The sequence below is a fragment of the Sulfitobacter sp. L-8 genome, assembly GCF_056859255.1.
Map to the genome: position 1 here is coordinate 166,439 of NZ_JBSXOD010000046.1, position 22,622 is coordinate 189,060.

Consider the following 22,622-nt stretch of genomic DNA (forward strand, 5'->3'; position numbering starts at 1 on the left):
CCCCCCGTTCAGGAAGTCAGCGCCCGCTCAGCATTTTCTGCATCAAAATTAAATCTATCCATTGGTCGTGTTTTCGACCGACCTCTGGCAACCGTCCAACCGGCAAAAATCCCAACGCGCTGTGAAACGCCACCGCGCCGGGATTGGCACCACTGATCGCCGCCATCATGACGTGACGCCCCTGCTGCGCGGCGCTTCCAAAAGCCTTGGTCATCAAGGCGCGCCCTATCCCGTGGCCCTGCGCCGACTGCGTCAAAACAATGCTGTGCTCGACGCTTGCGGCATAACCAGGTCCGGCACGGAATTGGCCATATGTGACAAACCCAACAGGTTCCGGCGCGTCCGCCACCCAAAACGCCCCCGGCCGATCCTTGATCATGGTCGCGATCCCACCGGGGCTTTTCTCCTCGGTGGTGAACGTGAACAAGGTCTCCCGTATCATGACATTCCACATCGCGGCCAAGGCTTCGGCATCGTCCGGCTGTGCACCGCGTATTCTCATGACAAGGTCCGATACCCCGAAGGTGTCTTGAAACGAGCCGATAACCCAGGGTGTCCCTCCGTAAATGTTACACGCGGATCACGCAGATGGGGGGCCAGCATGGCGGCCATGTCGAATGCGTTTGGATGACGGACTTCCAACCCCCGCAATCGGCTGTCGCCTGGGCGAAGCCGGTGCATCGGGCGCAGGTCTCCCAGCCATTCCATCAATGCCGGCGCACAGTTGTCATAAGGAAGCACGCCGGACTCTGGCACCGCCATACGCCACCGCAGATCTCCCCGCTGGATATACACAGGTCGCCCGAAACCTTGTGGCAATACCTCAAGAGCAGCATCAAGGTCATCGCATCGACAGATCCAGTTGGTCAGTCGCGCCGCTCCGGAAAAATGGTCAAGATCAAACCACCGGGCACGATCGGGCTCAGGTGCATCCGGGTTGATCGCGATCGCCTCAAGATACAGCCCGTCTCCCAAGCCCGACAGTGTATTATGAGTATGGAAAACCGCATGTTCGCCCCCGGTTTGCATCGCTACATCCAGGCTATGCGCTACATGGTCAGTTGCTTGCTGCAAAGTCTCGCCGGCGACAGCGATATGATCCAGTTCCAACTTCATCGCGCTTTCCAAATGGTCAAAAATCCTCGGGGGAGTTTGAGGGGGCCGACAGCCCCCTCATCGCGGCCTCACGAGCGGGCGGCGCGGATCAATTTCAAAATATCCTGAGCCGCGTTCGGGATATTGGTACCAGGTCCGAAAATTGCCCTTACCCCGGCATCGTAGAGAAACTTGTAATCCTGCTGCGGAATGACGCCACCACAGATCACCAGAATATCTTCCGCTCCGGCGGCTTTCAGTGCTTTGATCAACTGCGGGGCAAGCGTTTTGTGTCCGGCTGCTTGCGACGAGATGCCGATAACATGAACGTCATTGTCGACGGCATCTTGCGCAGCCTCCGCCGGGGTCTGGAACAGCGGACCCACATCCACGTCAAACCCGATGTCGGCAAAGGCCGTAGCGATGACCTTAGCGCCCCGGTCGTGCCCGTCCTGCCCCATTTTCACGACCAGCATGCGCGGGCGACGCCCCTCGGTCTGCGCAAATTCCTCGACGGACTGCTGAATTTCCGCAAATCCACTATCGCCTTCATATGCGGCACCATAAACCCCGGCGAGCGTTTTCACCTCGGCACGATGTCGCCCGAACTTCTCTTCCATCGCCATACTGATTTCTCCTACGGTAGCGCGGGCACGGGCGGCCTCGACGGCGGCTTCCAAAAGGTTTCCGCCCTCCGTCGTGCGCCGGGTCAATTCGGCAAGTGCGGCGGTGCAAACCGTTTCATCGCGGGACGCGCGAATTTTGACCAGCCTTTTGATCTGGCTTTCACGTACCGCCACATTATCCACGTCAAGAATGTCGATGGCGTCTTCGGTCTCGCGACGGTATTTGTTTACCCCGACGATCACATCGGTACCCCGGTCAATCTTTGCCTGTCGGTTGGCTGCGGCTTCCTCGATGCGCAGTTTGGGCATGCCAGTGGCCACAGCCTTGGTCATGCCCCCCAGCTCTTCGACCTCCTCGATCAGCGTCCAGGCCGCTTCGGCCAAATCATGGGTCAGCTTTTCGACGTAGTAACTGCCTGCAAGCGGGTCGACGACATTGGTTACGCCAGTCTCTTCCTGCAGGATCAACTGGGTGTTTCGCGCAATCCGCGACGAAAACTCGGTCGGCAGTGCGATGGCTTCGTCAAGCGCGTTGGTATGAAGCGATTGTGTCCCCCCCAGTACCGCGCTCATGGCTTCGTAAGCGGTTCGGATCACGTTGTTATAGGGGTCTTGCTCTTGCAAGCTCACTCCCGAGGTCTGGCAATGGGTGCGCAGCATCGAGGATTTGGGGTTCTTGGGTTCGAATTCCGCCATGATCCGTGACCAAAGCAGGCGTGCGGCCCGCAGCTTGGCGGCCTCCATGAAGAAGTTCATGCCAATGCAGAAGAAAAAGCTCAACCTTGGCGCAAATCGGTCAACATCCATACCCGCGGCTATGGCGGTACGCACATATTCGCGCCCGTCTGCCAGGGTGAATGCCAATTCCTGGACCAGGTTCGCCCCGGCTTCCTGCATGTGGTAACCCGAGATCGATATCGAATTGAACTTCGGCATGTGGTCCGAGGTGTATTCGATGATATCACCAATGATCTTCATCGAAGGTTCAGGCGGATAGATATAGGTGTTGCGGACCATGAATTCCTTCAGAATGTCATTCTGGATCGTGCCGGAAAGCACTGATTTATCATGCCCCTGCTCTTCACCCGCGACGATGAAATTGGCCAGGATAGGGATGACCGCGCCATTCATCGTCATCGACACTGACACCTTATCGAGGGGGATGCCGTCGAACAGGATCTTCATGTCTTCCACACTGTCGATGGCGACCCCGGCCTTGCCGACGTCCCCCTCTACGCGCGGGTGGTCACTGTCGTACCCGCGATGCGTAGCCAGATCAAACGCCACAGAGACGCCCTGCTGCCCTGCCGCCAACGCTCGCCGATAAAATGCATTGGACTCCTCTGCCGTCGAAAACCCGGCGTATTGACGGATAGTCCAGGGCCGGCCTGCATACATTGTGGCCTTCACCCCGCGCGTGAACGGTGCCGCCCCGGGAATACCGCCCAGATGGTCCACGCCCGCCGTATCTTCGGCGGTATAAAGCGGTTTGACGGCTATGCCTTCCAGAGTATGCCAGGTCAGGTCGTCGACGCTGCGGCCACGTAATTCCGCTTCGGCCAGGTTACGCCAGTTTTCTTTGTCGGCTGTCATTGTCGTGTCCTTTTTTCAATTCGCCCGGCGGCTGACTCGCGCCTGCTCTTTTACGGGTCGGATCCACTGTCAGTGTGGCAAGACCATCGGCCCCGGCTGCCAGCCAGAACAGATCATCTGCATATGATTCACGCATCGCATGCGTTTGGGCATCGGTGAACGGTTGCCAGCGCCCGGAGGTCGTTTGCGGCAACGGATTTTGCGGCTTGCCATATTCCGCCAGCAACCTGCGAAGCGCGGTCAGATCGGGGGTGCGATTGCGCCAGAACGTCTGGGTGTTTGGCGGCGCAGGTTCATCGGTGATCCGCGCGAACAGGGCATCGGGACGGGCAGCGTATTCTTCGAAGGTGCTGACTTGAATTTCCGTATTCGGCAGCGCGCAGGCCAAATCGGTTATGACATCGCGCCAACTGCGTGGCGAGGCCGCGATAGACCCAATCGCCGCGTCATCGGGAACGGTGTGGCCCCGCGACACCGTATATCCAATCGCCGAAGACCACCACATATCCGGAGAGCGCAGTGTGAGCATGACACGCTTCACCCGGTGCCCGAAGATTTCGTTAAATCGCGCCATACGTTCGCCGATGGCCGGATACAACGTTGCGTTGTGCACACATTGCCGCGCGGATCCGATCATGTTCTCTTCCGACACCAACAACTTTGAGGTACCGGCGTCGCTGATTTTTGCAAGTTGCAGCGACACCCGCCCGCAAGCTCTTTTTACCGAAGCAGGGTTCGGGGCCGCGCGGTATTTCGGGAAGATACCTGAAAACAGACCATTGCGAACCTGGCGTGGCCCCCAGACGCTTACGCCCAAGGCCTTTATCGGTCCTGTGTTGGCGTGCAGGTAATGTTGAAAACTAGTGGTTGCCGTACGATGCGCACCAACATGCAGAAAAATATCCATCAGCCTATAGCCCAATCTTTGCCAAGGGGCCACCCGATCCGGCCCGCCAAGGGTAACCCCCCCAGTCATGCGCCCGAACCTGTTGCACTAAGCTTAATCCCACTCTGGGTGGGATTGCATATCGTAATCCTGTTGATGAAGATTATATTCGTACGAACAGGAGAAAAAATGAAACGTCTGATCACCGTTGTTTTTGCAGGATTGTTCGCCACCTCTACGGCGTCGCAAACGATACCCGAAACACCTCCTCCGGGATTGTTCGCGCCAGCAGATATGGCTGATTTGAGCGAATTTCTCTGGAAAAAAAGACCCGTTTTGGTATTTGCCAACAGCGAAGATGACCCTGCGTTTCGCGTACAGATGGAGTTATTGCAAGAACAACCCCAGGATTTGCTTGAGCTTGACGTGATCGTGTTGACCGATACAGACCCCGCTGCGCGCAGCGCCTTGCGACTAAAGATGCGCCCGCGCGGTTTTATGTTGGTCCTGGTCGGCAAGGATGGTGGTATCAAGCTGCGCAAACCCAGGCCTTGGGACGTGAGGGAAATCACACGCAGCATCGACAAAACGACGATCCGACAGCGTGAAATTCGTGAGAACAAGGAAAAAGCCGGTAAAATTTTCGACTGAGACGTGTCTGCGACACCAGCTTGGTGGATCTTGCTTGGCGGTCGAACCGGAATGCCGACACCGCCACCTACCTGACCGGCATCATCTGCCAGGCAAGCGGGTGTGGTGGTGCGGGTGTCGGCAATCATGTCGATTATTCAAACTCGATGATAACGTCGTCTACGGCCAGGCTGTCTCCGGCGCTGACATTTACCTTGGACACTTTCCCTTTTTTCTCGGCGCGTAGAATGTTTTCCATCTTCATCGCTTCGATGGTGCACAAGTTCTGACCTTCCTGAACTTCATCACCAACTTCGACGTCAATTTTGACAATCAGGCCAGGCATCGGGCAAAGCAGCAGCTTTGAAGTATCCGGAGGCAGTTTCTCGGGCATCAACCGGGCCAGTTCGGCTTGTCGTGGGTTGCGTACATGCACCTTCAAGTCGGCCCCGCGTGCCCGCACTCTGAAACCGCCGGAAATTTTAGCGACCTTGAACACCAACGGCGTGCCGTCGATGGTCATGTTGGCCAGTTGGTCACCCGGCGTCCAGTTCCCCGCAACCCGCAATGCACTGCCATCGTCGAACTTGACGGTTGCGCCGGCATGATCGGCTTGAATATCCACGTCGAATGAATGGCCCTGAAGCGCCACGTTCCACGCGGTGCCGACCTTGCGTTCGTGGTTGTCCATCCGACCAGAAACCCGCGTACGGCGAATTTCAGCCACCCGATGCATTGCGGCTGTTGCCGCTGCGATACGCCGCAAGTCCTGTTCGGGCAGGTCAACGCCGTTGAAACCGTCGGGGAATTCCTCTGCAATAAAGGCTGTGGTCATCTCTCCTGCGATGAAGATGGGATGATCCATAACCGCAGACAAAAACGGAAGGTTATGACCGATACCTTCGACCTCAAAACTATCCAGAGCCACGCGCATGCGTTCAATCGCTTCTTCGCGCGATGGTGCCCAGGTACATAGCTTGGCGATCATTGGATCGTAGTACATGGAGATTTCACCGCCCTCATACACGCCGGTATCGTTGCGCACCGACGTTTCGCCCGACGGCGCATCACCTTGCCACTTATCGTTGTCCAGCAGCGGGCCGGCGGCGATTTCCATGGGTGGACGGTACCGTGTAAGACGCCCGATCGACGGTAGAAAACCCCGATACGGATCTTCTGCATAAAGACGGTTTTCGATGGCCCACCCGGTCAGCTTCACGTCATCCTGGGTCAGGGCCAGCTTTTCCCCGTTGGCAATCCGGATCATCTGTTCGACCAGATCGACCCCGGTAATCAGTTCGGTCACCGGATGTTCGACTTGCAAACGTGTGTTCATCTCAAGGAAGTAGAAATTCTTGTCGCCATCGACGATGAATTCGACGGTCCCTGCCGACGTGTATCCTACGGCTTGAGCAAGCGCGACGGCTTGTTCGCCCATGGCCTTTCGCGTCGCCTCGTCCAGAAACGGCGATGGCGCTTCTTCAACGACCTTCTGGTTGCGCCGCTGGATCGAACATTCACGTTCGCCCAAATAGATCCCGTTGCCGTGGCTGTCGCACAGCACCTGTATTTCGATATGGCGCGGCTGGGTCACAAATTTTTCGATGAATATACGATCATCACCAAAGCTGTTGGCAGCTTCATTTTTCGACGATTGGAAGCCCTCGCGCGCCTCGTCGTCATTCCAGGCAATGCGCATGCCTTTACCGCCGCCCCCCGCAGACGCTTTGAGCATCACCGGATACCCGACTTCGTTCGAGATTTTCACAGCCTCGTCAGCGTCAGCAATCAGCCCCATATACCCCGGAACGGTAGAAACGCCGGCCTCCTTGGCAATTTTCTTGGAGGTGATCTTGTCACCCATCTTTTCAATCGCCCCCACCGGAGGGCCGACAAATGCCACCCCTTCCGCGGCAAGTGCTTCGGCGAATTTCGAATTTTCCGACAAAAAGCCGTAACCGGGATGAACCGCTTGGGCACCGGATTGCCTGATTGCGGCCATCACCTTGTCAATCACGATATATGACTGGTTGGCTGCGGACGGACCGATATGAATCGCCTCGTCGGCCATCTGGACATGGAGCGCCTGAGCGTCTGCGTCCGAATAGATGGCGACCGTCTGGATGCCCATCTTCTGTGCGGTCTTGATTACACGACAGGCAATTTCGCCCCGGTTTGCGATCAGGATCTTGTTAAACATGGGCCATCCCTTTTGATATTGATACACGGAAAAACCCCGCATCAGCGTCGGCTGAGCGGGGTTGTTTCACTTTTAGATCTCTGCCGAACGTCGTGAGCTCAGCAGGATAAGACTTACTTACAGCGGACTGCGCCAGACTGGCAGGCAAGTACGTTTGCGCCTGCACCGATTGCAGCACCCTGAGCGAGGCTTCCGCCCGTGATCGCCGCAGCGCCAGCACCGACTGCACCACCACCAAGAGCTTGCTTCCCAATGGTGTCACCGCACGCGGCCAGACCAGCCGAAGCGGTAATGGCGAGCAAAATATTCTTGATATACATGATGGTATTCCTTTTTCGATAGGCGAAGTTACATTTGACTTACGGTGACAAACGCCTCTCGTTGCCGAAGGTTCCATCGCTGCAAATTCTTTGCACCCGGTGGGCGCAAACCTGCTCATCGCGGCGCGCTCACTCTGGTCAATGACGTTGTTTATCGGGAATAGCAGGCTCACGTTTCATCCTCAAAGACGTCAGGATAGGACGCTCTCGCTATCTTTTCATTGATGACCAGCAAAGCTTCGTAATCGGCAGGATCGAACGGATCTTGCGCAGCAACAACCTCGCGACCGAACAGCCATGACAAGCGGCCGGCGTCCAGATTGCCTCTTTCGAATGGTTCAGAGCCGAAGCAGTCCCACAATGCCTGCATAAATGCCGTGTCGGCGCGACGATCCACAGATTTGCGGTCCGATCGGCGTTCACGACGTATCAACGGCGTAACGCCTTTTGGATTGGCGCGACGAATTGTAAATTGAAAGTCCGAACCGGGCATGCGACCCGGAAAACCGCGATGTTTCAGCATGATACCCCCCGAACAACAAGGGTCACGCACGGTTGTGGTTGCGTGGGAGCAGGCACATCGGCCTGCCCCCGGCAAGTCTTACTTGTACTTACCTGTGTATACTGGCTCAACCGAGATGGGCTCGGGTGCAACCACAACGTATTCTTCTTGCTTAGGTGCGCAGGCCGAAACGGCTGCGATAAGGCCGAATGCGGCCAACATTGCGATGCTCTTTGACATCTATGTCTCCTGACGTTGGTTAAAGGGGTTGGCACTGCCTCATGCCAAAAGGACCCCAGATGAGAGGCAAGGGATACTCGGGTATTCCTTAAGTTTACATTACCGCAGTTCAATCGCCTTGGATACGGGGCTCGGTTCAAACCGGAAACATGTGTCCCCAAAGACGCAGTCGGAACCGCGACCATATGCCTTGGCGCAATATGTAGTGGGCGCATCACAAACCTTCCCAGATACAGGTGTTATTTTTAAGACGGTATAGCTCGAAAAACTGCGTCATCTCGGGGTCCGCAGCTCCGAATTCTGCACGCTTGTCAGACATGGATATGACGATCACATCGCCCTGCAAGTCATACTGCGTAATGTACGGAGCCGCCACTGCTTCGCATAGAAATGCCATGTCAGATTCAGCCTGAACAGCATCAATGCTGCCTGTATCGCGGGCAATCTGCGGCGCGACAAACCGAAACCGCAGCCAAGTCTCACCACTGACCTGATCAACCAGCACTTCTTGCAGCTCTACCGGCTGCCCCGAAGGGACATCAACAGCCTGGGCCGTCGTCGCCGCCAATATGAAAGCCAAAGCCAGCTTCATATGCACCGCCCCTGCAAGCCCGCAAACCGCGCCGCTTTATATATTGAACACCAAGCCACGTGGGCCTCTCTTTTCGTTTTACGTCAACAGGTTGCCTAAAGCGGTATGTTGTTGTGCTTTTTCCATGGCATAACGGCCTTCTTGTTCCGCAGCGATGCAAACGCCCTTGCGATGCGCTTTCGCGTTGTGCGGGGCTGAATTACTTCGTCGATAAAGCCGCGTTCGGCGGCCACGAAGGGGTTCGCAAATCGGGCCTCGTAGTCGGCGGCATGACTTGCGATTTTCTCGGGGTCGTTCAGATCGGCGCGGTGGATGATCTCGGTCGCTCCCTTTGCCCCCATAACCGCGATCTCGGCTGTGGGCCATGCATAATTGAAATCAGAACGCAGGTGCTTGGACGCCATCACGTCATATGCGCCACCATAGGCTTTGCGTGTAATCACCGTGACCATAGGGACCGTGGCCTCGCCGTAGGCGAAAAGCAACTTCGCCCCGTGCTTGATCACGCCGCCGTATTCCTGACTGGTCCCGGGCAAAAAGCCGGGCACGTCGACAAGTGTCAGGATCGGAATTTCAAATGCATCGCAGAAACGCACAAACCGCGCCGCCTTGCGCGAGCTGTCGATATCCAGACACCCCGCCAGCACCATCGGCTGATTTGCAACCACACCCACGGTACGCCCTTCGATGCGAATAAAGCCGGTCAGGATGTTCTTTGCATAGTTTTCCTGGATCTCGTAAAAATCTCCCTCGTCGGCAAGTTTATGGATCAGCTCTTTCATGTCATAGGGAGTGTTGGCATTCGCTGGCACCAAAGTGTCCAAAGAAGGCTCGATCCGGTCGGGCGTGTCGAAAAACGGACGGACCGGTGGTTTTTCGCGGTTGTTTGCTGGCAGAAAGTCAACCAGACGCCGCACTTCGGCCAAGGCCTCTACGTCGTTTTCAAAGGCTGCGTCAGCGACGGAAGATTTCCGGGTGTGGGTGGAGGCCCCACCCAGTTCCTCGGCGGTGACCTGTTCATTTGTAACCGTCTTGACCACATCCGGGCCTGTCACGAACATGTAAGACGTGTCTTTGACCATGAAAATAAAATCGGTCATCGCAGGCGAATACACAGCCCCCCCTGCACATGGGCCCATGATCACGCTGATTTGCGGGATGACGCCCGACGCTTCGATGTTGCGCTGGAATACCTCGGCGTAACCCGCCAGCGACGCGACGCCTTCCTGAATACGAGCGCCACCGGAATCGTTGATCCCAATGACCGGCGCACCATTCTGGATCGCCATGTCCTGAATTTTACAGATCTTCTGAGCGTGCGTTTCGGAAAGCGAGCCACCAAATACCGTGAAATCCTGACTGAACAGATAGACCAGACGCCCATTGATGGTGCCCCACCCGGTCACCACGCCGTCACCGGCGGGCTTTTGGCTTTCCATGCCAAAGTCGGTACAGCGGTGGGTGACAAACATGTCAAACTCTTCGAAAGATCCATCGTCCAGCAACAGGTCAATTCTTTCCCGCGCTGTCAGCTTGCCACGGGCGTGCTGAGCGTCAATACGCGATTGGCCGCCACCCAGTCGGGCCTGACTGCGGCGATCTTCGAGCTGTTCCAGAATATCTTTCATGACGGACCCCTTTGATATTTTCGCCACAATAACGATGGTGGAGCGTCAACCAAAGAGCAATTTTGCAAATTTGCAAATAATTTACATGACATCGTCTGTTAATTGAAAATTTGCTAAGCCTGGCGATGAGCGTAGACAACAAACAACCGTAAGCATAAGTGCATATGCATGCACAGCGATAACCCCGTCCGCTTTTTGGACAAAACCTCCCCGCCACACATTTCCACTTTGATACTCTTGTCGGGTATCGGTGCGATGGCGATGAACATGTTTCTTCCCAGCTTGCCGGCAATGTCGCGCTATTTTGGGGTTGATTATGCCATCATGCAGCTTTCCGTGCCGCTGTATTTGCTGTGCAGCGCGGGGTTGCAGGTGATTATTGGACCTGTTTCGGACAACCTCGGGCGGCGAAATGTGTTGCTGTGGGGCATTGCCATTTTCATGATCGCCACGCTCGGATGTATCTATGCACCGACCCCGGGCATTTTCCTCGTGTTTCGTTGCGCGCAAGCCATCGTGGCGGTCAGCATGGTCCTGAGCCGCGCAGTCGTGCGTGACATGTTCACCCAGGACAAGGCGGCGTCCATGATCGGTTATGTGACCATGGGCATGGCAGTCGTACCGATGATCACTCCGGCGATTGGCGGCGTGTTGCAGCAGCACTTTGGTTGGCAGTCAACATTCTGGCTGATGTTTCTGATCGGCGCGTTGGTGTTTACGGTCACATGGTATGATCTGGGCGAAACATCGGTGAAATCCGGCAAGACGCTGGTCCAGCAGTTCGGAGAATATCCAGAGCTGCTCGGCTCACCGCGCTTCTGGGGTTACTCAATGGCGGCCGCGTTCAGCTCCGGTGCATTTTTCGCGTACTTAGGCGGCGCGCCTTTTGTCGGTAGCGAAGTCTTTGGCATGGAACCTGCCGAGCTTGGCTTGTATTTCGGTGCCCCTGCCATCGGATATTTCGCAGGCAATTTCATCACCGCCCGAAAGGCGACCGCCTACGGCGTCAACAAACTGGTCCTTTTGGGGTGTTTGGCCAACTTGCTTGGTGGTGTTTTGTCGTTGCTGTTGTTTCTCGCTGGTTTGGGGTCGCCGCTCGCATTTTTCGGCATGATGACGCTGGTCGGGTTGGGAAATGGGCTGTCCATACCTAATGCAACAGCGGGCCTGCTGTCGGTCCGTCCGCATCTTGCGGGCACGGCATCGGGCCTGGGCGGGGCTATCATGATCGGGGGCGGAGCTGGCCTTAGCATTCTTACAGGTGCGTTGCTAAGCACGGAAACAGGTGCGTATCCGTTGATCTGGATCATGCTTGTCACCGCTGTGGCAGGGGTGGGTTCGATCCTTGTCGTCATCAGACGCGAACGAAAGCTGGGGTTAAACTGACCCCTTGAAGCCAAGAGTTTGCAAAGCTAGGCTTTGACAGGAGCGAGAATTTGCAAAGGACCCTGTAAAATGGCGACCCAAAAGCTGTATGCAGGGGCAAAGCTGCGTGAAGTCCGTACAACTCTGCAGCACACGCAAAAGGATTTTGCCGCCCGCCTTGGGGTTTCGCTGCCTTATCTGAACCAGATGGAGAACAACAACCGCCCGGTCAGTACGACCGTTGTTTTGGCGCTTGCCTCTGAATTCGGCATGGATGTGACGGAACTTGCCAGCGGAGACACGGAGCGCCTTGTCAGCGACATGCGCGAAATCTTGTCCGATCCGGTATTCGAGGGCCACATCATCCCCTTGGCCGACCTGCAACTGACGGCCTCCAATGCCCCGGGGCTGGCGCGCGCCTTTATCAAGCTGCACCAGAGCCATCGCCAGACCCACGAACGGCTTGCCTATCTGGATGAAGCGTTGGGGCGCGAAGACGCCCGGGCCTCTCCCAGCCCATGGGAAGAAGTGCGCGATTTCTTTCATTACTGCGATAACTACATCGACCCAATCGATCGCGCCGCAGAATATTTCGCATCCAGCACGAACGGCCCCCATGCGTTACGCCGCATAGCGCTCGAGGCGCTGGAAAAATCCGATATCAAGGTAACATTCGACGACGTCGATGCCCTGCGCCGCTATGTCCCCGAGACCGGGGTACTGCACATGTCCGCACGCGCAGCTCACGAGACGCAGACATTCCAGCTGTTGCTTCAAGTCGCGCTGACCCGGCAGAATGACCTGCTTGAAGCCACGCTTGACCTCGCGCGTTTTCATAGCACATCCGCCCGTGACATCGCCAAAATCGGACTCGCGAATTACTTTGCCGGAGCAGCCCTGATGCCCTACCGTGCATTTCTGGATATGGCGCAGGGTTGCCGTCATGATCTTGAGGTTCTCGCCGGGCATTTCGGCGCTTCGATCGAACAGGTCGCACACCGCCTTTCGACGTTGCAGCGGCCCGGCGCAAAGGGCATCCCGTTCTTCTTTGTGCGCGTTGATCAGGCTGGCACCATCACCAAGCGGCATTCCGCTACGCGCCTGCAATTCGCTCGGTTCGGGGGGGCCTGCCCGCTTTGGAATGTGCATCGCGCCTTTGAAACGCCGGGGCGCTTCCTGCGCCAGCTTGCAGAGACCCCGGATGGCGTGCGCTACCTGTCACTGGCAAGAGATATCTCGAAACCAGCGGGGCGTTTCGGCGCACCGGTCCGGCGCTATGCAATCTCGTTGGGGTGCGAAGTGCGACACGCCCCGGCGCTGGTTTACGGTGACGGAATGGACACCAACCGCGCGTCCGCATTCGAACCAATCGGGATTTCCTGCCGTATCTGTGAACGGAAAGCCTGCCACCAGCGCTCGGTGCCGCCGCTGGAACGCCAGTTGACCGTCAACGCAAACCTGCGCGACATACTGCCCTATCAGGTCGAATGATCAGCGTCGCGCGGCACGCCAGCCGGCGGCGCGCGCCTGCGCGGCGGTGCAGAACCAGCGCTCTCCCTTCGCCGGGTTTATCTTGGTCCTGCTGTAATCGCGTTGACCGGGGGCGTGAAATATCCGTGCCCCCATGGCATTGATATTTCCCTTCAACAGACAATCAGAGACAACCGTCTGGTGCCCTGCCCCCCGGTTGACCTTGCTTCCCACCCTTCGGGTCGCGCGGTAGTCGGCAGGGCGCAGTATTTCATACGCATGCACCCCCACCGCCGCCCGACGCGCCGAAGCCTCAAGGTCGATGTAATCGCGACTGTAGCGTGGATAGGAAAACGCGAGGCCGCGTGCGACAAGCGTTTGGCCGATGTCATTGCCCGCCACGTCACATCGCGCGACCGTGCGCCCGTAACGATCCGTGTCGACACGTACGCAATTCGCATGTTCACCCTGATAAATTGCCCGCACCTGGGCCGTAACCCATGCCCCACACGGCAGCACAGCCGCATCAGCCCCGACGCAGGTCTGGTCTGCTTCAGGCGCGTCAATGCCAAAAAGACGTACGCGCGTGCGACCGACATCAATGGTATCCCCATCAACAACATGCACCACACCCGAAACGTTCATATCCACGGCGATCGCCGGTACGGCCCACATACTCGCCGTAATACACAAACTTAAATAAGCGATTAATCTTGTCATGTTCCTGATTTGGACCGTTCTCACGGGCCAGGCAACATGTTTTGTTAATCTAAGTTAATTATCCCTCAGCGCTGCGACGTTTCCCACGCAGGGTTGATCCACGGCTCGCCATTCGATGCGGGCAACGGGTCAAGGCCCAGGATATGATCGGATATTTTTTCTCCGACCATCATCGACGGCGCGTTCAGATTGCCATTGGTGATGCGCGGAAAAATGGAACTGTCGGCGACACGCAATCCGGCGACCCCGATCACCCGCCCCTGCGGGTCCACCACGGCATCGGGGTCATCTGCCCGCCCCATCCGACATGTGCCGCACGGATGATACGCGCTCTCGGCGTGGTCGCGAATAAAGGCGTCAAGCTGGTCGTCGGTCTGCAACGCGGCACCGGGCTGGATTTCGCTTTTCACATAGGGTTTGAAAACATCCTGAGCAAAAATCTCGCGGGTCAGCCGGATGCAGTTTCGGAATTCTTCCCAGTCTTGCTCTTGTGACATGTAGTTGAACACAATCTTCGGGGCGGCCTCGGGGTTGTTCGACGCTAGCGTCACGTTTCCGCGTGATGTCGACCGCATCGGCCCGACATGGGCCTGAAACCCGTGCCCCTCGGCCGCCGCCTTGCCGTCATACCGTACAGCGATCGGCAAAAAGTGATACTGGATGTCAGGGTACCTGATCCCGGCCTTTGATCGGATGAAGGCCGCCGATTCAAACTGGTTCGAAGCCCCCATACCGGTCTTGGTGAACAGCCACTGCGCCCCGATGACTGCCTTGGAAAACACGTTCCAGTGTTTGTACAACGTGATGGGCTGACTGGACGCCATCTGGATATACAGCTCAAGATGGTCTTGCAGGTTCTGTCCCACACCGGGACGATCGGCGACAACCTCGATGCCGTGTTCGGCCAGATGCGCTGCGGGCCCGATACCCGACAACATCAACAGCTTGGGCGAATTGATCGACGACGCCGCCACGATCACCTCTCCGCTGGCGCGGATTACTTCGGTCCTGCCGCTGTGACGTACCTCGACCCCAACGGCACGGCCGTCTTCGATCACCACGCGCTGCGCATGGGCGCGCAATAGCCGCACATTGCCGGTTTTCCTCGCAGGCCGCAGATACGCGTTCGCGGCCGACCACCGCCGGCCCATCCAAACGGTCTGTTCCATCGGGCCGAAACCCTCCTGCTTTTCACCGTTGTAATCGTTGGTAGTCTCATAGCCGGCCTGCTTACCCGCCGCGACGAAAGCCTCGAACAGAGGGTTCTTGCGCGGCCCTCGGCTCACGTGCATCGGGCCGTCGGTCCCACGCCACGCGCGGTCACCGCCATGCCCTCCGTCATGCCACGTCTCCATCCGTTTGAAATACGGCAGCACATCCGCGTAACTCCAGCCGTCGGCACCGGCTTGCGCCCAATGATCATAATCCAGCGCATGCCCCCGGACATAGACCATCCCGTTGATGGAGGATGACCCGCCAATGACCTTGCCCCTGGGGCAGGCAAGACGCCTGTTGTTCAAATGTGGTTCCGGCTCCGATGTATACCCCCAGTCATAGCGGCGCATGTTCATCGGATAAGACAACGCCGCGGGCATCTGGATGAACGGTCCCGCGTCGGTGCCCCCATGCTCGACAACCAATACCTTGCGCCCGGCCAAAGCCAGCCGATACGCCATCACGCACCCTGCGCTACCAGCCCCGACAATGATAAATTCCGCGTCCATCCTATCACCTTTCTCGTGAGTCTTGGGCGGGTCAAGGATGCCGTCAGGCACCGCGCTTTTGCGCGGCTGGTCCTTGACGCACTCACGACTCGCATCCCAAAATTGTCGAGGTGACTTGAGGATCAGACCGATCCCTCAAGCACCTCTCAGCATTTCCCCAAGCCGGCTGACCTCTTGCCTATCCCCCGCAAGGGTGGGCTCAGGCCCGGGTCTCGCACCAAAAATCATGTGCGCGTCAGCGCTCCATTGAATCAACCCTTTGCTAGAAGGGCGCTTCCAGGTCCCCCATGCGCACGTAGACGGATTTCAGCTGACTGTAGTGCTCGATTGCCGCCTTGGAGTTTTCACGCCCGACGCCGGAATTCTTCATGCCGCCAAAAGGTGCTTCCACGGGTGCGTCGTTATAGGTGTTGATATAGCAAGTTCCTGCTTCGAACCTTGCCGCGACCCGGTGCGCACGGGTCAGATCGCGCGTGAACACGCCCGCCGCCAAGCCGAATTCGGTATCGTTGGCGCGGGCCATCACGTCGTCTTCGTCGTCAAAATCCAACACAGACATCACCGGGCCGAAAATCTCTTCGCGCGCAATGGTCATGTCGTCGGTCACGTCCGCAAACACCGTAGGCTGCATGTAAAAGCCGTCGCGGTCGATCGCGGCTCCGCCAAACACAACACGCGCGCCTTCGGCCCTGCCCTTTTCGATATAGCCCAGGGCTATGTCCAACTGCCGCTTCGATACCATCGGGCCAAAACTGGTCGCAGGGTCCAGCGGGTCACCAATCACCGCCCGTCCAAGCCGCTCTGCCAGCCGGTTCAGGAAAGCCTCCTTGATATCCCGGTGGACAAATACCCGTGTGCCGTTCGAACACACCTGCCCGGAGCTGTAAAAGTTGCCCAAGATCGCGCCGCTGACGGCGTTCTCGATATCGGCATCCTCGAACACGATCAACGGAGATTTGCCCCCCAGCTCCATCGTGACGTGCTTGATCCCTTCGGCCGCGGCGGCATAGACCCTGCGCCCCGTAGGCACCGACCCGGTCAGCGACACCTTGTCAACGCGCGGGTCAGATACCAGCGATGCACCGACTTCGCCCATGCCCTGAACCACATTGTATAGACCGGCCGGCAATCCCGCCTCGACCAGGATCTCAGCGACCTTCAGCGCGCAAAGCGGCGTGGTCTCGGAGGGTTTAAAGATGATCGCATTGCCGCACGCCAGCGCGGGCGCGCCCTTCCAGCAGGCGATTTGCGTCGGATAATTCCACGCGCCAATCCCCACGCACAGGCCAAGCGGCTCGCGGCGGGTATAGACCCAGTCGTCGCCCAGTTGTATGTGTTCGCCGGTAAGCGACGCCGCGATGCCGCCGAAATACTCAAGTGCATCCGCGCCGCTGGTCGCATCTGCGACAGAGGTTTCCTGATACGGTTTGCCGGTGTCGTAGGTTTCCAGCACGGACAGCTCATGATTGCGCTCGCGCATGATGTCAGCGGCGCGGCGCAGGATGCGCCCGCGTTCGGTCCCGCTCATTCTGGCCCATTCCACCTGCGCTGTCCGCGCCACCGTTATCGCCTTTTCAATCACTGCGGGCGTTGCGGCATGGACGGTTGCAATGGTTTCACCGGTCGCTGGATAGATCACCTCGATCGGCGTGCCATTGGTATCCTCAACATATTCACCGCCGATGAAATGGCTCGCTTTGGGTTGCGTTTGCATTGGTCTCTCTTTTTCAGTTGCGCCAAGTCCCGTGTTGTCGGATCGGCCTTTGCATTTAGATCTCGCGACAGGTTGCCGTGCCTGTCTGGGCGAGCCTTCGGAACCGGCCTCGTGACAAATATCGAACCGCACGGTTCCGATTGCCTTTTCCCGGCCGAGGGTCGGTCATTCGCCCCGCGGGAAGCGTTTACTTTCCTCAAGCAGGTTCAGGTCCATGTGATTGCGCATGTATTGGTCCGATGCGTTCTTGAGAGGTTGGTAATCCCACGGATAATACCCACCCTTGCGCAATGCCTCGTACACAACCCAGCGGCGGGCCTGGCTTTTGCGTACCTCGGCATCAAAGGCTTTCAGGTCCCATCGCGCCTCGGCCTTGGCCGATAGCGTCATACGGGTCCCCTGATGCGCGGGTTCTTCGGCCAGATTCGTGCGCTCGTGCGGGTCAGCCTCAAGGTCGAACAACTGGTCCGGGTCCAATGCGCAGCGGTTGAACTTCCACTTGCCATATCGCAGCGACACCAACGGGGCATAGGACCCTTCGGCGGCGTATTCCATGGCGACGGGTTCGGTCCGTTCAACCCCCTGCCCCATCGGCAACAGGGATTGACCTGTGGTCCACGGCGCGATGTCGTCCATCGAAACGCCAGCCAGATCGCACAAGGTCGGGCACATATCGATGTTGCTGACCGGAACCTCTTGGAGGCCCGGTGCCATTTGCGGTGCGCTGATCATCATCGGAACGCGCGACGAGCCTTCGAAAAAGCTCATCTTGAACCACAAGCCGCGTTCGCCCAGCATATCACCGTGATCGGATACAAACGCGATGATCGCTTCCTGGCGCGTGTCCTCCATTGTTTGCAAAATCTCGCCGATCTTGTCGTCCAGATAGCTGATGTTGGCAAAATAGGCCCGGCGCGACCGCTTGATATCGTCTTCGGTGATGTCAAAGCTGCGCCAGTCATTGGCATCGAACAGACGCTTTGAATGCGGGTCTTGCTGATCATAGCCAAGGTCGGGCACGGTGGGCAGCAGGTGATCGCAATCTTCGTATAAATCCCAGTATTTCCTGCGCGCGACATAGGGATCGTGTGGATGCGTGAAGCTGACGGTCAGGCACCAAGGTCTATCGTCCAGACCGCGTGACAGATCATAAATCTTGCGCGTCGCCTCATAGGCGACGGCATCGTCATATTCCATCTGGTTCGTGGTCTCGGCCACTCCGGCACCGGTCACGGACCCCATATTGTGATACCACCAGTCGATTCGTTCTCCGGGCTTGCGGTAATCGGGGGTCCAGCCGAAATCGGCGGGGTAGATATCGGTGGTCAGGCGTTCCTCGAACCCGTGGAGTTGGTCGGGGCCGACGAAATGCATCTTGCCGGCCAAGCAGGTTTGATACCCGGCGCGGCGCAGGTGGTGCGCATAGGTTGGCACGCTTGACGGGAATTCGGCAGCGTTGTCGTAGACACCCGTAGCCGACGGCAACTGACCAGACATGAATGCCGCGCGACCAGGGGCGCACAAAGGACTGGCGGTATAGGCATTCTTGAAACGGGTTGACCTTGCGGCCAGCTTTTTCAGGTTTGGCGCATGGAGCCATTCGGCAGGACCATCGGGAAACAATGTGCCGTTCAACTGATCGACCATCAAAATCAATATGTTGGGGGCAGTCATTCGGTTTCTCCAAGCAGTTTGTGCAACACGCTGAGCGCCTGCGCACTGGCCGCGGTGGAACTGCCGCCGTCTGATAGCGCCGCCCGCAGATACAACCCGTCGATCAATGCGGCGATGGTTTCGGCATCACCGGCCGGATCGGTCGATATGGGGCGCAAGGCGTGGGTCAGGTTTGACCGCAACCGTCCTTGATACACCACCAGCAGACGGTAGGTTTCCGTGCTCGTCCGCGATGACGCATAGAGCGTCATCCAGGCGCTGACCGTGGCGGGATCAAAGCAGCTTTCGTCGAAACTGGCCCGAACGATTGCCTCCGCCCGCTTCAGCGGCGATTTGGCCAAGCGCAGCTCGCGGCGGACTTCGGCGCTGTATTCTGTCAGAATGTACCGCATCGCGGCCAGAAAGATCTGGTCCTTGCCGCCAAAATAATGATGCGCCAGCGCAGACGACATACCTGCCCTTCTCGCTATCTGGCCAACCGTAACGTCCAGCGATTGCGCGGCTCCGATCTCAGCAATGGTGGCTTTTACCAACGCATCGCGGCGAATGGGTTCCATTCCGAGCTTGGGCATAAGGCCGATGTCCTTGGTGTTTGAGTGGCGGCTTTCCCCTATCTGGTAATAATATTGACTGACAAGTCAATAAAAAACTGTAGCGCGCGCGCCCCTTGCCAGGTCGCAGTTCGGGGTCGAAAAGGACCCTCTATAGCTTGGTTGCAGGTGCCGATGGGGTGATTTGGCGGTTCAGCATAGCCTCACGCCAGGTGATGAAGGTCACAGAGCCGAGGATGACAAACCCGCCGATTATGACCCAGACATCAATGGGTTCGGCAAAGACCAAAGCGCCCAATGCAGTCGCCCAGACCAGTTGCAGGAAGGTGACGGGTTGGGTCACGGTCAGCGGCGCTGCGGCGAAGGCCAGCGTCATGGTATAGTGGCCGGCAGTGGCAAAGCACGCGACAGCGGCGAGAATGACCACTTCCGTCCACAAAGGTGCTATCCACGCATAATAGGCGACTGGGGCCAGAAACAGCGTCACGAACAGGGACATCATGCCCACGACAATCGACGCTCTCACTTCGTCTGCCAACACCTTGGCCAGCAGATATGCCCCACCAAACACCACGGCGGCGACCAACATCGCAAAATGCCCCCCCGTCAATTCACGAAAACCCGGGCGCAGGATGATAACTGCCCCCGCCAAGCCCAAGATGACCGCTGTGATGCGGCGCAACGCCAAGGTTTCACCAAGAAAAAGCGCGGCACCGATCGTCACGTATATGGGCGCAAGATAATTCATCGCGGTTACTTCGGCGATTGAGATCCGGGTCATCGAATAGAACCACAAGATCACCCCCATCGCGTGCAATGCTCCCCGCACACTGAACAGGGTCCACTGCCGTCTGGTCAGATGTGCCGCCTTCAACGACCCCAAGGCTGGCAGCAGAAACACCAAACCGAAGCCATAGCGAATAAAGGCTGCTTCGGCTGATGGCAGGCGCGGGCCCATATATTTTACCAGGGCGGTCACGCATATGAAGCAAAGACCGGTGACGACCATCCAAAAAATGCCTGAGAGGGGTCGATGAGGAAGCGCTGTTGTCATGACAGCAACATTTCCTAATGCGTCCCCAAGAGCAAGGTCACATCAACAGCAGTTTCACGGCGATCGCCCACATGGTGAGAGCAATCAACATATCGAGTATTTGCCAACTGCGAGGCTTTGCAAACAATGGCGTCAGCAGGCGTGCACCGTAGCCGAGGCCGAAAAAGAAGATAAAGCTGGCCGAGACAGCGCCGATACCGAACGCCAACCGATCTTGGTACTGTGCAGAGACCGAACCCAACAAGACCACGGTATCAAGATAAACATGCGGGTTGAGCCAGGTCAGTGCCAACAGCGTCAGGATCGTGTGGTACAAACTACGACTCGCCCCCCCGTCGGCGGTAAGAGCTTCGCCCCCTCGCCACGCCGACAACGCGTTCTGCGCCCCGTACCAAATCAGAAAAGCGGCCCCGCCGTAACGCATGATCGGCTCGAACCACGGAAGCGCCACCCCGAGCGCTCCAAACCCGGCCACCCCCGCTGCGATCAACAAAGCGTCCGACAAGGCGCAGGTCGCGCAGACCCAAAAAACATGCTGCTGTTTCAGGCCTTGCCGCAAGACAAACGCATTCTGCGCTCCGATAGCCAGGATCAACGTCAAACTCAGGGCAAAACCTGGCAAGAATGCAGATGTCATATTCAACCTGTGGTGACCTGGATCCAGCGATAAACTCTTGTGGACGCCCGCCCTTTACATGTCACCGACGAAAAGAGCGACGGAAATATTTCCGCGCAACGTGAAACAAATACGTGAACACCGCCGTAACTACTGGCGAAACCGAAGCACAGCCCCTATCTGAGCCGCATACAAGCAAGGAACGAGTCATGTTGGACGAAAAACAGAAGCTGGAAATCAGCCAAGACGAGCTAGCCCTCATTGAGGCAGCGCTTCACACGCAATCAAAAATACTAGGGGTGCAGGCCAGCGCTGGCGGATCGAAAGCGCTGGCACGCTTGAACGACGTTAAACGCGTTCTTGCGACCATAGATATTCAGAAACCTGCGCGGTCGCGCACCGACAAGCGGGGAATGGGCAGTATCTTCCGGATGTCGCGCCTGTTCGGTTAGGAACCACCCAAGGTTTGGATTTGCATAGAAAAAACCGCCCCCTGATCAAGGGGCGGTTTTTTCGTTTTCGATCAATCTCACATGCATATCGGCCACGCGGCCAGCATATCGGGCCCCATCGAAGTTCAGAGCTGTGACATCACTTCGTCTGAGGCTTCGAAATTGCTGGTGACCCGTTGTACATCATCGTCGTCTTCCAGCGCATCGATAAGCTTCATCAGTTTTTCCATGCTCTCGAGGTCCATTTCGGTTGTCGTCGTGGGACGCCACACCAGCTTGGTGCTGTCGGATTCGCCCAGTTCGGCTTCCAGGGCCGTCGCGACCTCGTTCAAGTCGCTGTCGAGACACCAGATCACATGTCCTTCTTCCGAGCTTTCGACGTCTTCGGCCCCGGCTTCGATCGCCGCCATCATCACAGTATCCGCGTCGCCGACACTGGCCGGGTAGGTTATCTCGCCTTTACGGTCGAACATGAAACCGACGCTGCCGGTTTCGCCCAGATTTCCGCCATTCTTCGTAAAGGTGGACCGTACCGTCGACGCCGTGCGATTGCGGTTATCGGTCATCGCCTCGACGATAACAGCGACGCCGTTGGGGCCATAGCCTTCGTAGCGGATTTCTTCGTAATCCTCGCCCTCGCCCGCCTGCGACTTCTTGATCGCGCGATCAATCACGTCCTTCGGTACCGATACCGACTTGGCTTCTTTGATCGCCAGACGCAGACGCGGGTTCTTGTCGGGGTCGGGGTCGCCCATCTTGGCCGCAACCGTTATTTCCTTGGACATCTTCGAAAACACCTTGGCGCGGATCTTGTCCTGGCGCCCCTTACGGTGCTGGATGTTTGCCCATTTTGAGTGACCTGCCATGGTGACCTCATGTGTTAAAAGCTGGAATTGGCTCTCTATATGCCAGCCCACGGCGCTGAACAAGCCACCCCGAAGCCCGCCCGACCGTCACCTGCCGTATGGTC

22 protein-coding genes are annotated in these 22,622 nt (G+C 57.5%); 4 read left to right on the forward strand and 18 right to left on the reverse strand.

The window, feature by feature from the left end:
- Positions 1 to 16: 16 nt before the first annotated feature.
- The 4 genes from AC13DE_RS10330 to AC13DE_RS10345 form a co-directional block, all read right to left on the reverse strand.
- Entirely contained in the window at positions 17 to 502 is a 486-nt protein-coding gene (locus AC13DE_RS10330; RefSeq protein ID WP_483047765.1) for a GNAT family N-acetyltransferase, read from the reverse strand.
- The gene (locus AC13DE_RS10335; protein WP_483047766.1) at positions 499 to 1,116 is read right to left on the reverse strand and encodes a VOC family protein; all 618 of its coding nucleotides are present in this window, start codon (positions 1,114 to 1,116) and stop codon (positions 499 to 501) included. The genes AC13DE_RS10330 and AC13DE_RS10335 overlap by 4 nt, the downstream gene beginning before the upstream one ends.
- A gap of 68 nt (positions 1,117 to 1,184) precedes the next feature.
- Entirely contained in the window at positions 1,185 to 3,314 is a 2,130-nt protein-coding gene (scpA, locus tag AC13DE_RS10340) for a methylmalonyl-CoA mutase (RefSeq protein ID WP_483047767.1), read from the reverse strand.
- A complete protein-coding gene (locus AC13DE_RS10345) occupies positions 3,286 to 4,290 on the reverse strand; it encodes a hypothetical protein (protein ID WP_483047768.1) in 1,005 nt (334 codons plus the stop codon). Before AC13DE_RS10345 ends, scpA begins: the two co-directional genes overlap by 29 nt.
- A gap of 99 nt (positions 4,291 to 4,389) precedes the next feature.
- Here AC13DE_RS10345 and AC13DE_RS10350 point away from each other — a divergent pair, with 99 nt between their 5' ends.
- Complete coding sequence (locus AC13DE_RS10350; RefSeq protein WP_483047769.1) at positions 4,390 to 4,851, forward strand: DUF4174 domain-containing protein; 462 nt, start codon at positions 4,390 to 4,392, stop codon at positions 4,849 to 4,851.
- Between the two features lie 133 nt (positions 4,852 to 4,984).
- Here AC13DE_RS10350 and AC13DE_RS10355 read toward each other — a convergent pair whose 3' ends face one another.
- The 6 genes from AC13DE_RS10355 to AC13DE_RS10380 all read right to left on the reverse strand — a co-directional run bounded on the left by AC13DE_RS10355 (position 4,985) and on the right by AC13DE_RS10380 (position 10,312).
- On the reverse strand, positions 4,985 to 7,030 hold the full coding sequence (locus AC13DE_RS10355) for an acetyl-CoA carboxylase biotin carboxylase subunit (RefSeq protein WP_483047770.1): 2,046 nt from the start codon (positions 7,028 to 7,030) through the stop codon (positions 4,985 to 4,987).
- 113 nt (positions 7,031 to 7,143) lie between these two features.
- On the reverse strand, positions 7,144 to 7,350 hold the full coding sequence (locus AC13DE_RS10360) for a hypothetical protein (RefSeq protein WP_446298117.1): 207 nt from the start codon (positions 7,348 to 7,350) through the stop codon (positions 7,144 to 7,146).
- 169 nt (positions 7,351 to 7,519) lie between these two features.
- Positions 7,520 to 7,873, reverse strand: coding sequence for an SH3 domain-containing protein (locus tag AC13DE_RS10365; protein ID WP_446298116.1), 354 nt, complete (start codon positions 7,871 to 7,873; stop codon positions 7,520 to 7,522).
- A 78-nt stretch (positions 7,874 to 7,951) separates the two neighbouring features.
- The gene (locus AC13DE_RS10370) at positions 7,952 to 8,092 is read right to left on the reverse strand and encodes a hypothetical protein (RefSeq protein ID WP_446298115.1); all 141 of its coding nucleotides are present in this window, start codon (positions 8,090 to 8,092) and stop codon (positions 7,952 to 7,954) included.
- 214 nt (positions 8,093 to 8,306) lie between these two features.
- A complete protein-coding gene (locus AC13DE_RS10375; RefSeq protein ID WP_446298114.1) occupies positions 8,307 to 8,684 on the reverse strand; it encodes a DUF6497 family protein in 378 nt (125 codons plus the stop codon).
- 95 nt (positions 8,685 to 8,779) lie between these two features.
- Positions 8,780 to 10,312 (reverse strand): acyl-CoA carboxylase subunit beta, encoded by a 1,533-nt coding sequence (locus AC13DE_RS10380; protein WP_483047771.1) that lies wholly within the window; start codon positions 10,310 to 10,312, stop codon positions 8,780 to 8,782.
- 168 nt (positions 10,313 to 10,480) lie between these two features.
- On the opposite strand from AC13DE_RS10380, the gene AC13DE_RS10385 reads away from it, so the two are divergent.
- Entirely contained in the window at positions 10,481 to 11,698 is a 1,218-nt protein-coding gene (locus AC13DE_RS10385) for a multidrug effflux MFS transporter (RefSeq protein WP_289083074.1), read from the forward strand.
- Positions 11,699 to 11,767: 69 nt separating this feature from the next.
- On the forward strand, positions 11,768 to 13,168 hold the full coding sequence (locus AC13DE_RS10390; RefSeq protein WP_289083075.1) for a helix-turn-helix domain-containing protein: 1,401 nt from the start codon (positions 11,768 to 11,770) through the stop codon (positions 13,166 to 13,168).
- On the opposite strand, the gene AC13DE_RS10395 is transcribed toward AC13DE_RS10390, so the two are convergent.
- From AC13DE_RS10395 to AC13DE_RS10425, 7 genes are all read right to left on the reverse strand, one after another.
- The gene (locus AC13DE_RS10395; protein ID WP_483047846.1) at positions 13,169 to 13,792 is read right to left on the reverse strand and encodes a thermonuclease family protein; all 624 of its coding nucleotides are present in this window, start codon (positions 13,790 to 13,792) and stop codon (positions 13,169 to 13,171) included. It abuts the gene before it with no gap.
- 140 nt (positions 13,793 to 13,932) lie between these two features.
- Entirely contained in the window at positions 13,933 to 15,591 is a 1,659-nt protein-coding gene (gene betA / locus AC13DE_RS10400) for a choline dehydrogenase (RefSeq protein ID WP_446312927.1), read from the reverse strand.
- 262 nt (positions 15,592 to 15,853) lie between these two features.
- Entirely contained in the window at positions 15,854 to 17,305 is a 1,452-nt protein-coding gene (betB, locus tag AC13DE_RS10405; protein WP_483047772.1) for a betaine-aldehyde dehydrogenase, read from the reverse strand.
- A 165-nt stretch (positions 17,306 to 17,470) separates the two neighbouring features.
- The gene (betC, locus tag AC13DE_RS10410; RefSeq protein ID WP_483047773.1) at positions 17,471 to 18,979 is read right to left on the reverse strand and encodes a choline-sulfatase; all 1,509 of its coding nucleotides are present in this window, start codon (positions 18,977 to 18,979) and stop codon (positions 17,471 to 17,473) included.
- Entirely contained in the window at positions 18,976 to 19,551 is a 576-nt protein-coding gene (gene betI / locus AC13DE_RS10415; protein WP_446312924.1) for a choline-binding transcriptional repressor BetI, read from the reverse strand. The genes betC and betI overlap by 4 nt, the downstream gene beginning before the upstream one ends.
- A gap of 130 nt (positions 19,552 to 19,681) precedes the next feature.
- Positions 19,682 to 20,584 (reverse strand): DMT family transporter, encoded by a 903-nt coding sequence (locus tag AC13DE_RS10420; RefSeq protein WP_483047774.1) that lies wholly within the window; start codon positions 20,582 to 20,584, stop codon positions 19,682 to 19,684.
- Positions 20,585 to 20,621: 37 nt separating this feature from the next.
- Positions 20,622 to 21,221 carry a LysE/ArgO family amino acid transporter gene (locus AC13DE_RS10425; protein ID WP_483047775.1) on the reverse strand — a complete coding sequence of 200 codons (600 nt, stop codon included), beginning with the start codon at positions 21,219 to 21,221 and terminating at the stop codon, positions 20,622 to 20,624.
- 188 nt (positions 21,222 to 21,409) lie between these two features.
- On the opposite strand from AC13DE_RS10425, the gene AC13DE_RS10430 reads away from it, so the two are divergent.
- A complete protein-coding gene (locus AC13DE_RS10430; protein ID WP_446298145.1) occupies positions 21,410 to 21,652 on the forward strand; it encodes a hypothetical protein in 243 nt (80 codons plus the stop codon).
- A gap of 125 nt (positions 21,653 to 21,777) precedes the next feature.
- On the opposite strand, the gene AC13DE_RS10435 is transcribed toward AC13DE_RS10430, so the two are convergent.
- The gene (locus tag AC13DE_RS10435) at positions 21,778 to 22,518 is read right to left on the reverse strand and encodes a YebC/PmpR family DNA-binding transcriptional regulator (RefSeq protein ID WP_446298146.1); all 741 of its coding nucleotides are present in this window, start codon (positions 22,516 to 22,518) and stop codon (positions 21,778 to 21,780) included.
- Between the last annotated feature and the right edge of the window lie 104 nt (positions 22,519 to 22,622).

Bases quoted from the DNA above. Each gene is read 5' to 3' on its own strand.
- AC13DE_RS10330 (WP_483047765.1), bottom strand. From the start codon at position 502: ATGAGAATACGCGGTGCACAGCCGGACGATGCCGAAGCCTTGGCCGCG.
- scpA (WP_483047767.1), bottom strand. From the start codon at position 3,314: ATGACAGCCGACAAAGAAAACTGGCGTAACCTGGCCGAAGCGGAATTA.
- AC13DE_RS10375 (WP_446298114.1), bottom strand. From the start codon at position 8,684: ATGAAGCTGGCTTTGGCTTTCATATTGGCGGCGACGACGGCCCAGGCT.
- AC13DE_RS10435 (WP_446298146.1), bottom strand. From the start codon at position 22,518: ATGGCAGGTCACTCAAAATGGGCAAACATCCAGCACCGTAAGGGGCGC.
- AC13DE_RS10370 (WP_446298115.1), bottom strand. From the start codon at position 8,092: ATGTCAAAGAGCATCGCAATGTTGGCCGCATTCGGCCTTATCGCAGCC.
- betC (WP_483047773.1), bottom strand. From the start codon at position 18,979: ATGACTGCCCCCAACATATTGATTTTGATGGTCGATCAGTTGAACGGC.
- betI (WP_446312924.1), bottom strand. From the start codon at position 19,551: ATGCCCAAGCTCGGAATGGAACCCATTCGCCGCGATGCGTTGGTAAAA.
- AC13DE_RS10360 (WP_446298117.1), bottom strand. From the start codon at position 7,350: ATGTATATCAAGAATATTTTGCTCGCCATTACCGCTTCGGCTGGTCTG.
- AC13DE_RS10420 (WP_483047774.1), bottom strand. From the start codon at position 20,584: ATGACAACAGCGCTTCCTCATCGACCCCTCTCAGGCATTTTTTGGATG.
- AC13DE_RS10335 (WP_483047766.1), bottom strand. From the start codon at position 1,116: ATGAAGTTGGAACTGGATCATATCGCTGTCGCCGGCGAGACTTTGCAG.
- AC13DE_RS10425 (WP_483047775.1), bottom strand. From the start codon at position 21,221: ATGACATCTGCATTCTTGCCAGGTTTTGCCCTGAGTTTGACGTTGATC.
- AC13DE_RS10380 (WP_483047771.1), bottom strand. From the start codon at position 10,312: ATGAAAGATATTCTGGAACAGCTCGAAGATCGCCGCAGTCAGGCCCGA.
- AC13DE_RS10345 (WP_483047768.1), bottom strand. From the start codon at position 4,290: ATGACTGGGGGGGTTACCCTTGGCGGGCCGGATCGGGTGGCCCCTTGG.
- AC13DE_RS10390 (WP_289083075.1), top strand. From the start codon at position 11,768: ATGGCGACCCAAAAGCTGTATGCAGGGGCAAAGCTGCGTGAAGTCCGT.
- betB (WP_483047772.1), bottom strand. From the start codon at position 17,305: ATGCAAACGCAACCCAAAGCGAGCCATTTCATCGGCGGTGAATATGTT.
- betA (WP_446312927.1), bottom strand. From the start codon at position 15,591: ATGGACGCGGAATTTATCATTGTCGGGGCTGGTAGCGCAGGGTGCGTG.
- AC13DE_RS10395 (WP_483047846.1), bottom strand. From the start codon at position 13,792: ATGAACGTTTCGGGTGTGGTGCATGTTGTTGATGGGGATACCATTGAT.
- AC13DE_RS10350 (WP_483047769.1), top strand. From the start codon at position 4,390: ATGAAACGTCTGATCACCGTTGTTTTTGCAGGATTGTTCGCCACCTCT.
- AC13DE_RS10385 (WP_289083074.1), top strand. From the start codon at position 10,481: ATGCACAGCGATAACCCCGTCCGCTTTTTGGACAAAACCTCCCCGCCA.
- AC13DE_RS10430 (WP_446298145.1), top strand. From the start codon at position 21,410: ATGTTGGACGAAAAACAGAAGCTGGAAATCAGCCAAGACGAGCTAGCC.
- AC13DE_RS10365 (WP_446298116.1), bottom strand. From the start codon at position 7,873: ATGCTGAAACATCGCGGTTTTCCGGGTCGCATGCCCGGTTCGGACTTT.
- AC13DE_RS10355 (WP_483047770.1), bottom strand. From the start codon at position 7,030: ATGTTTAACAAGATCCTGATCGCAAACCGGGGCGAAATTGCCTGTCGT.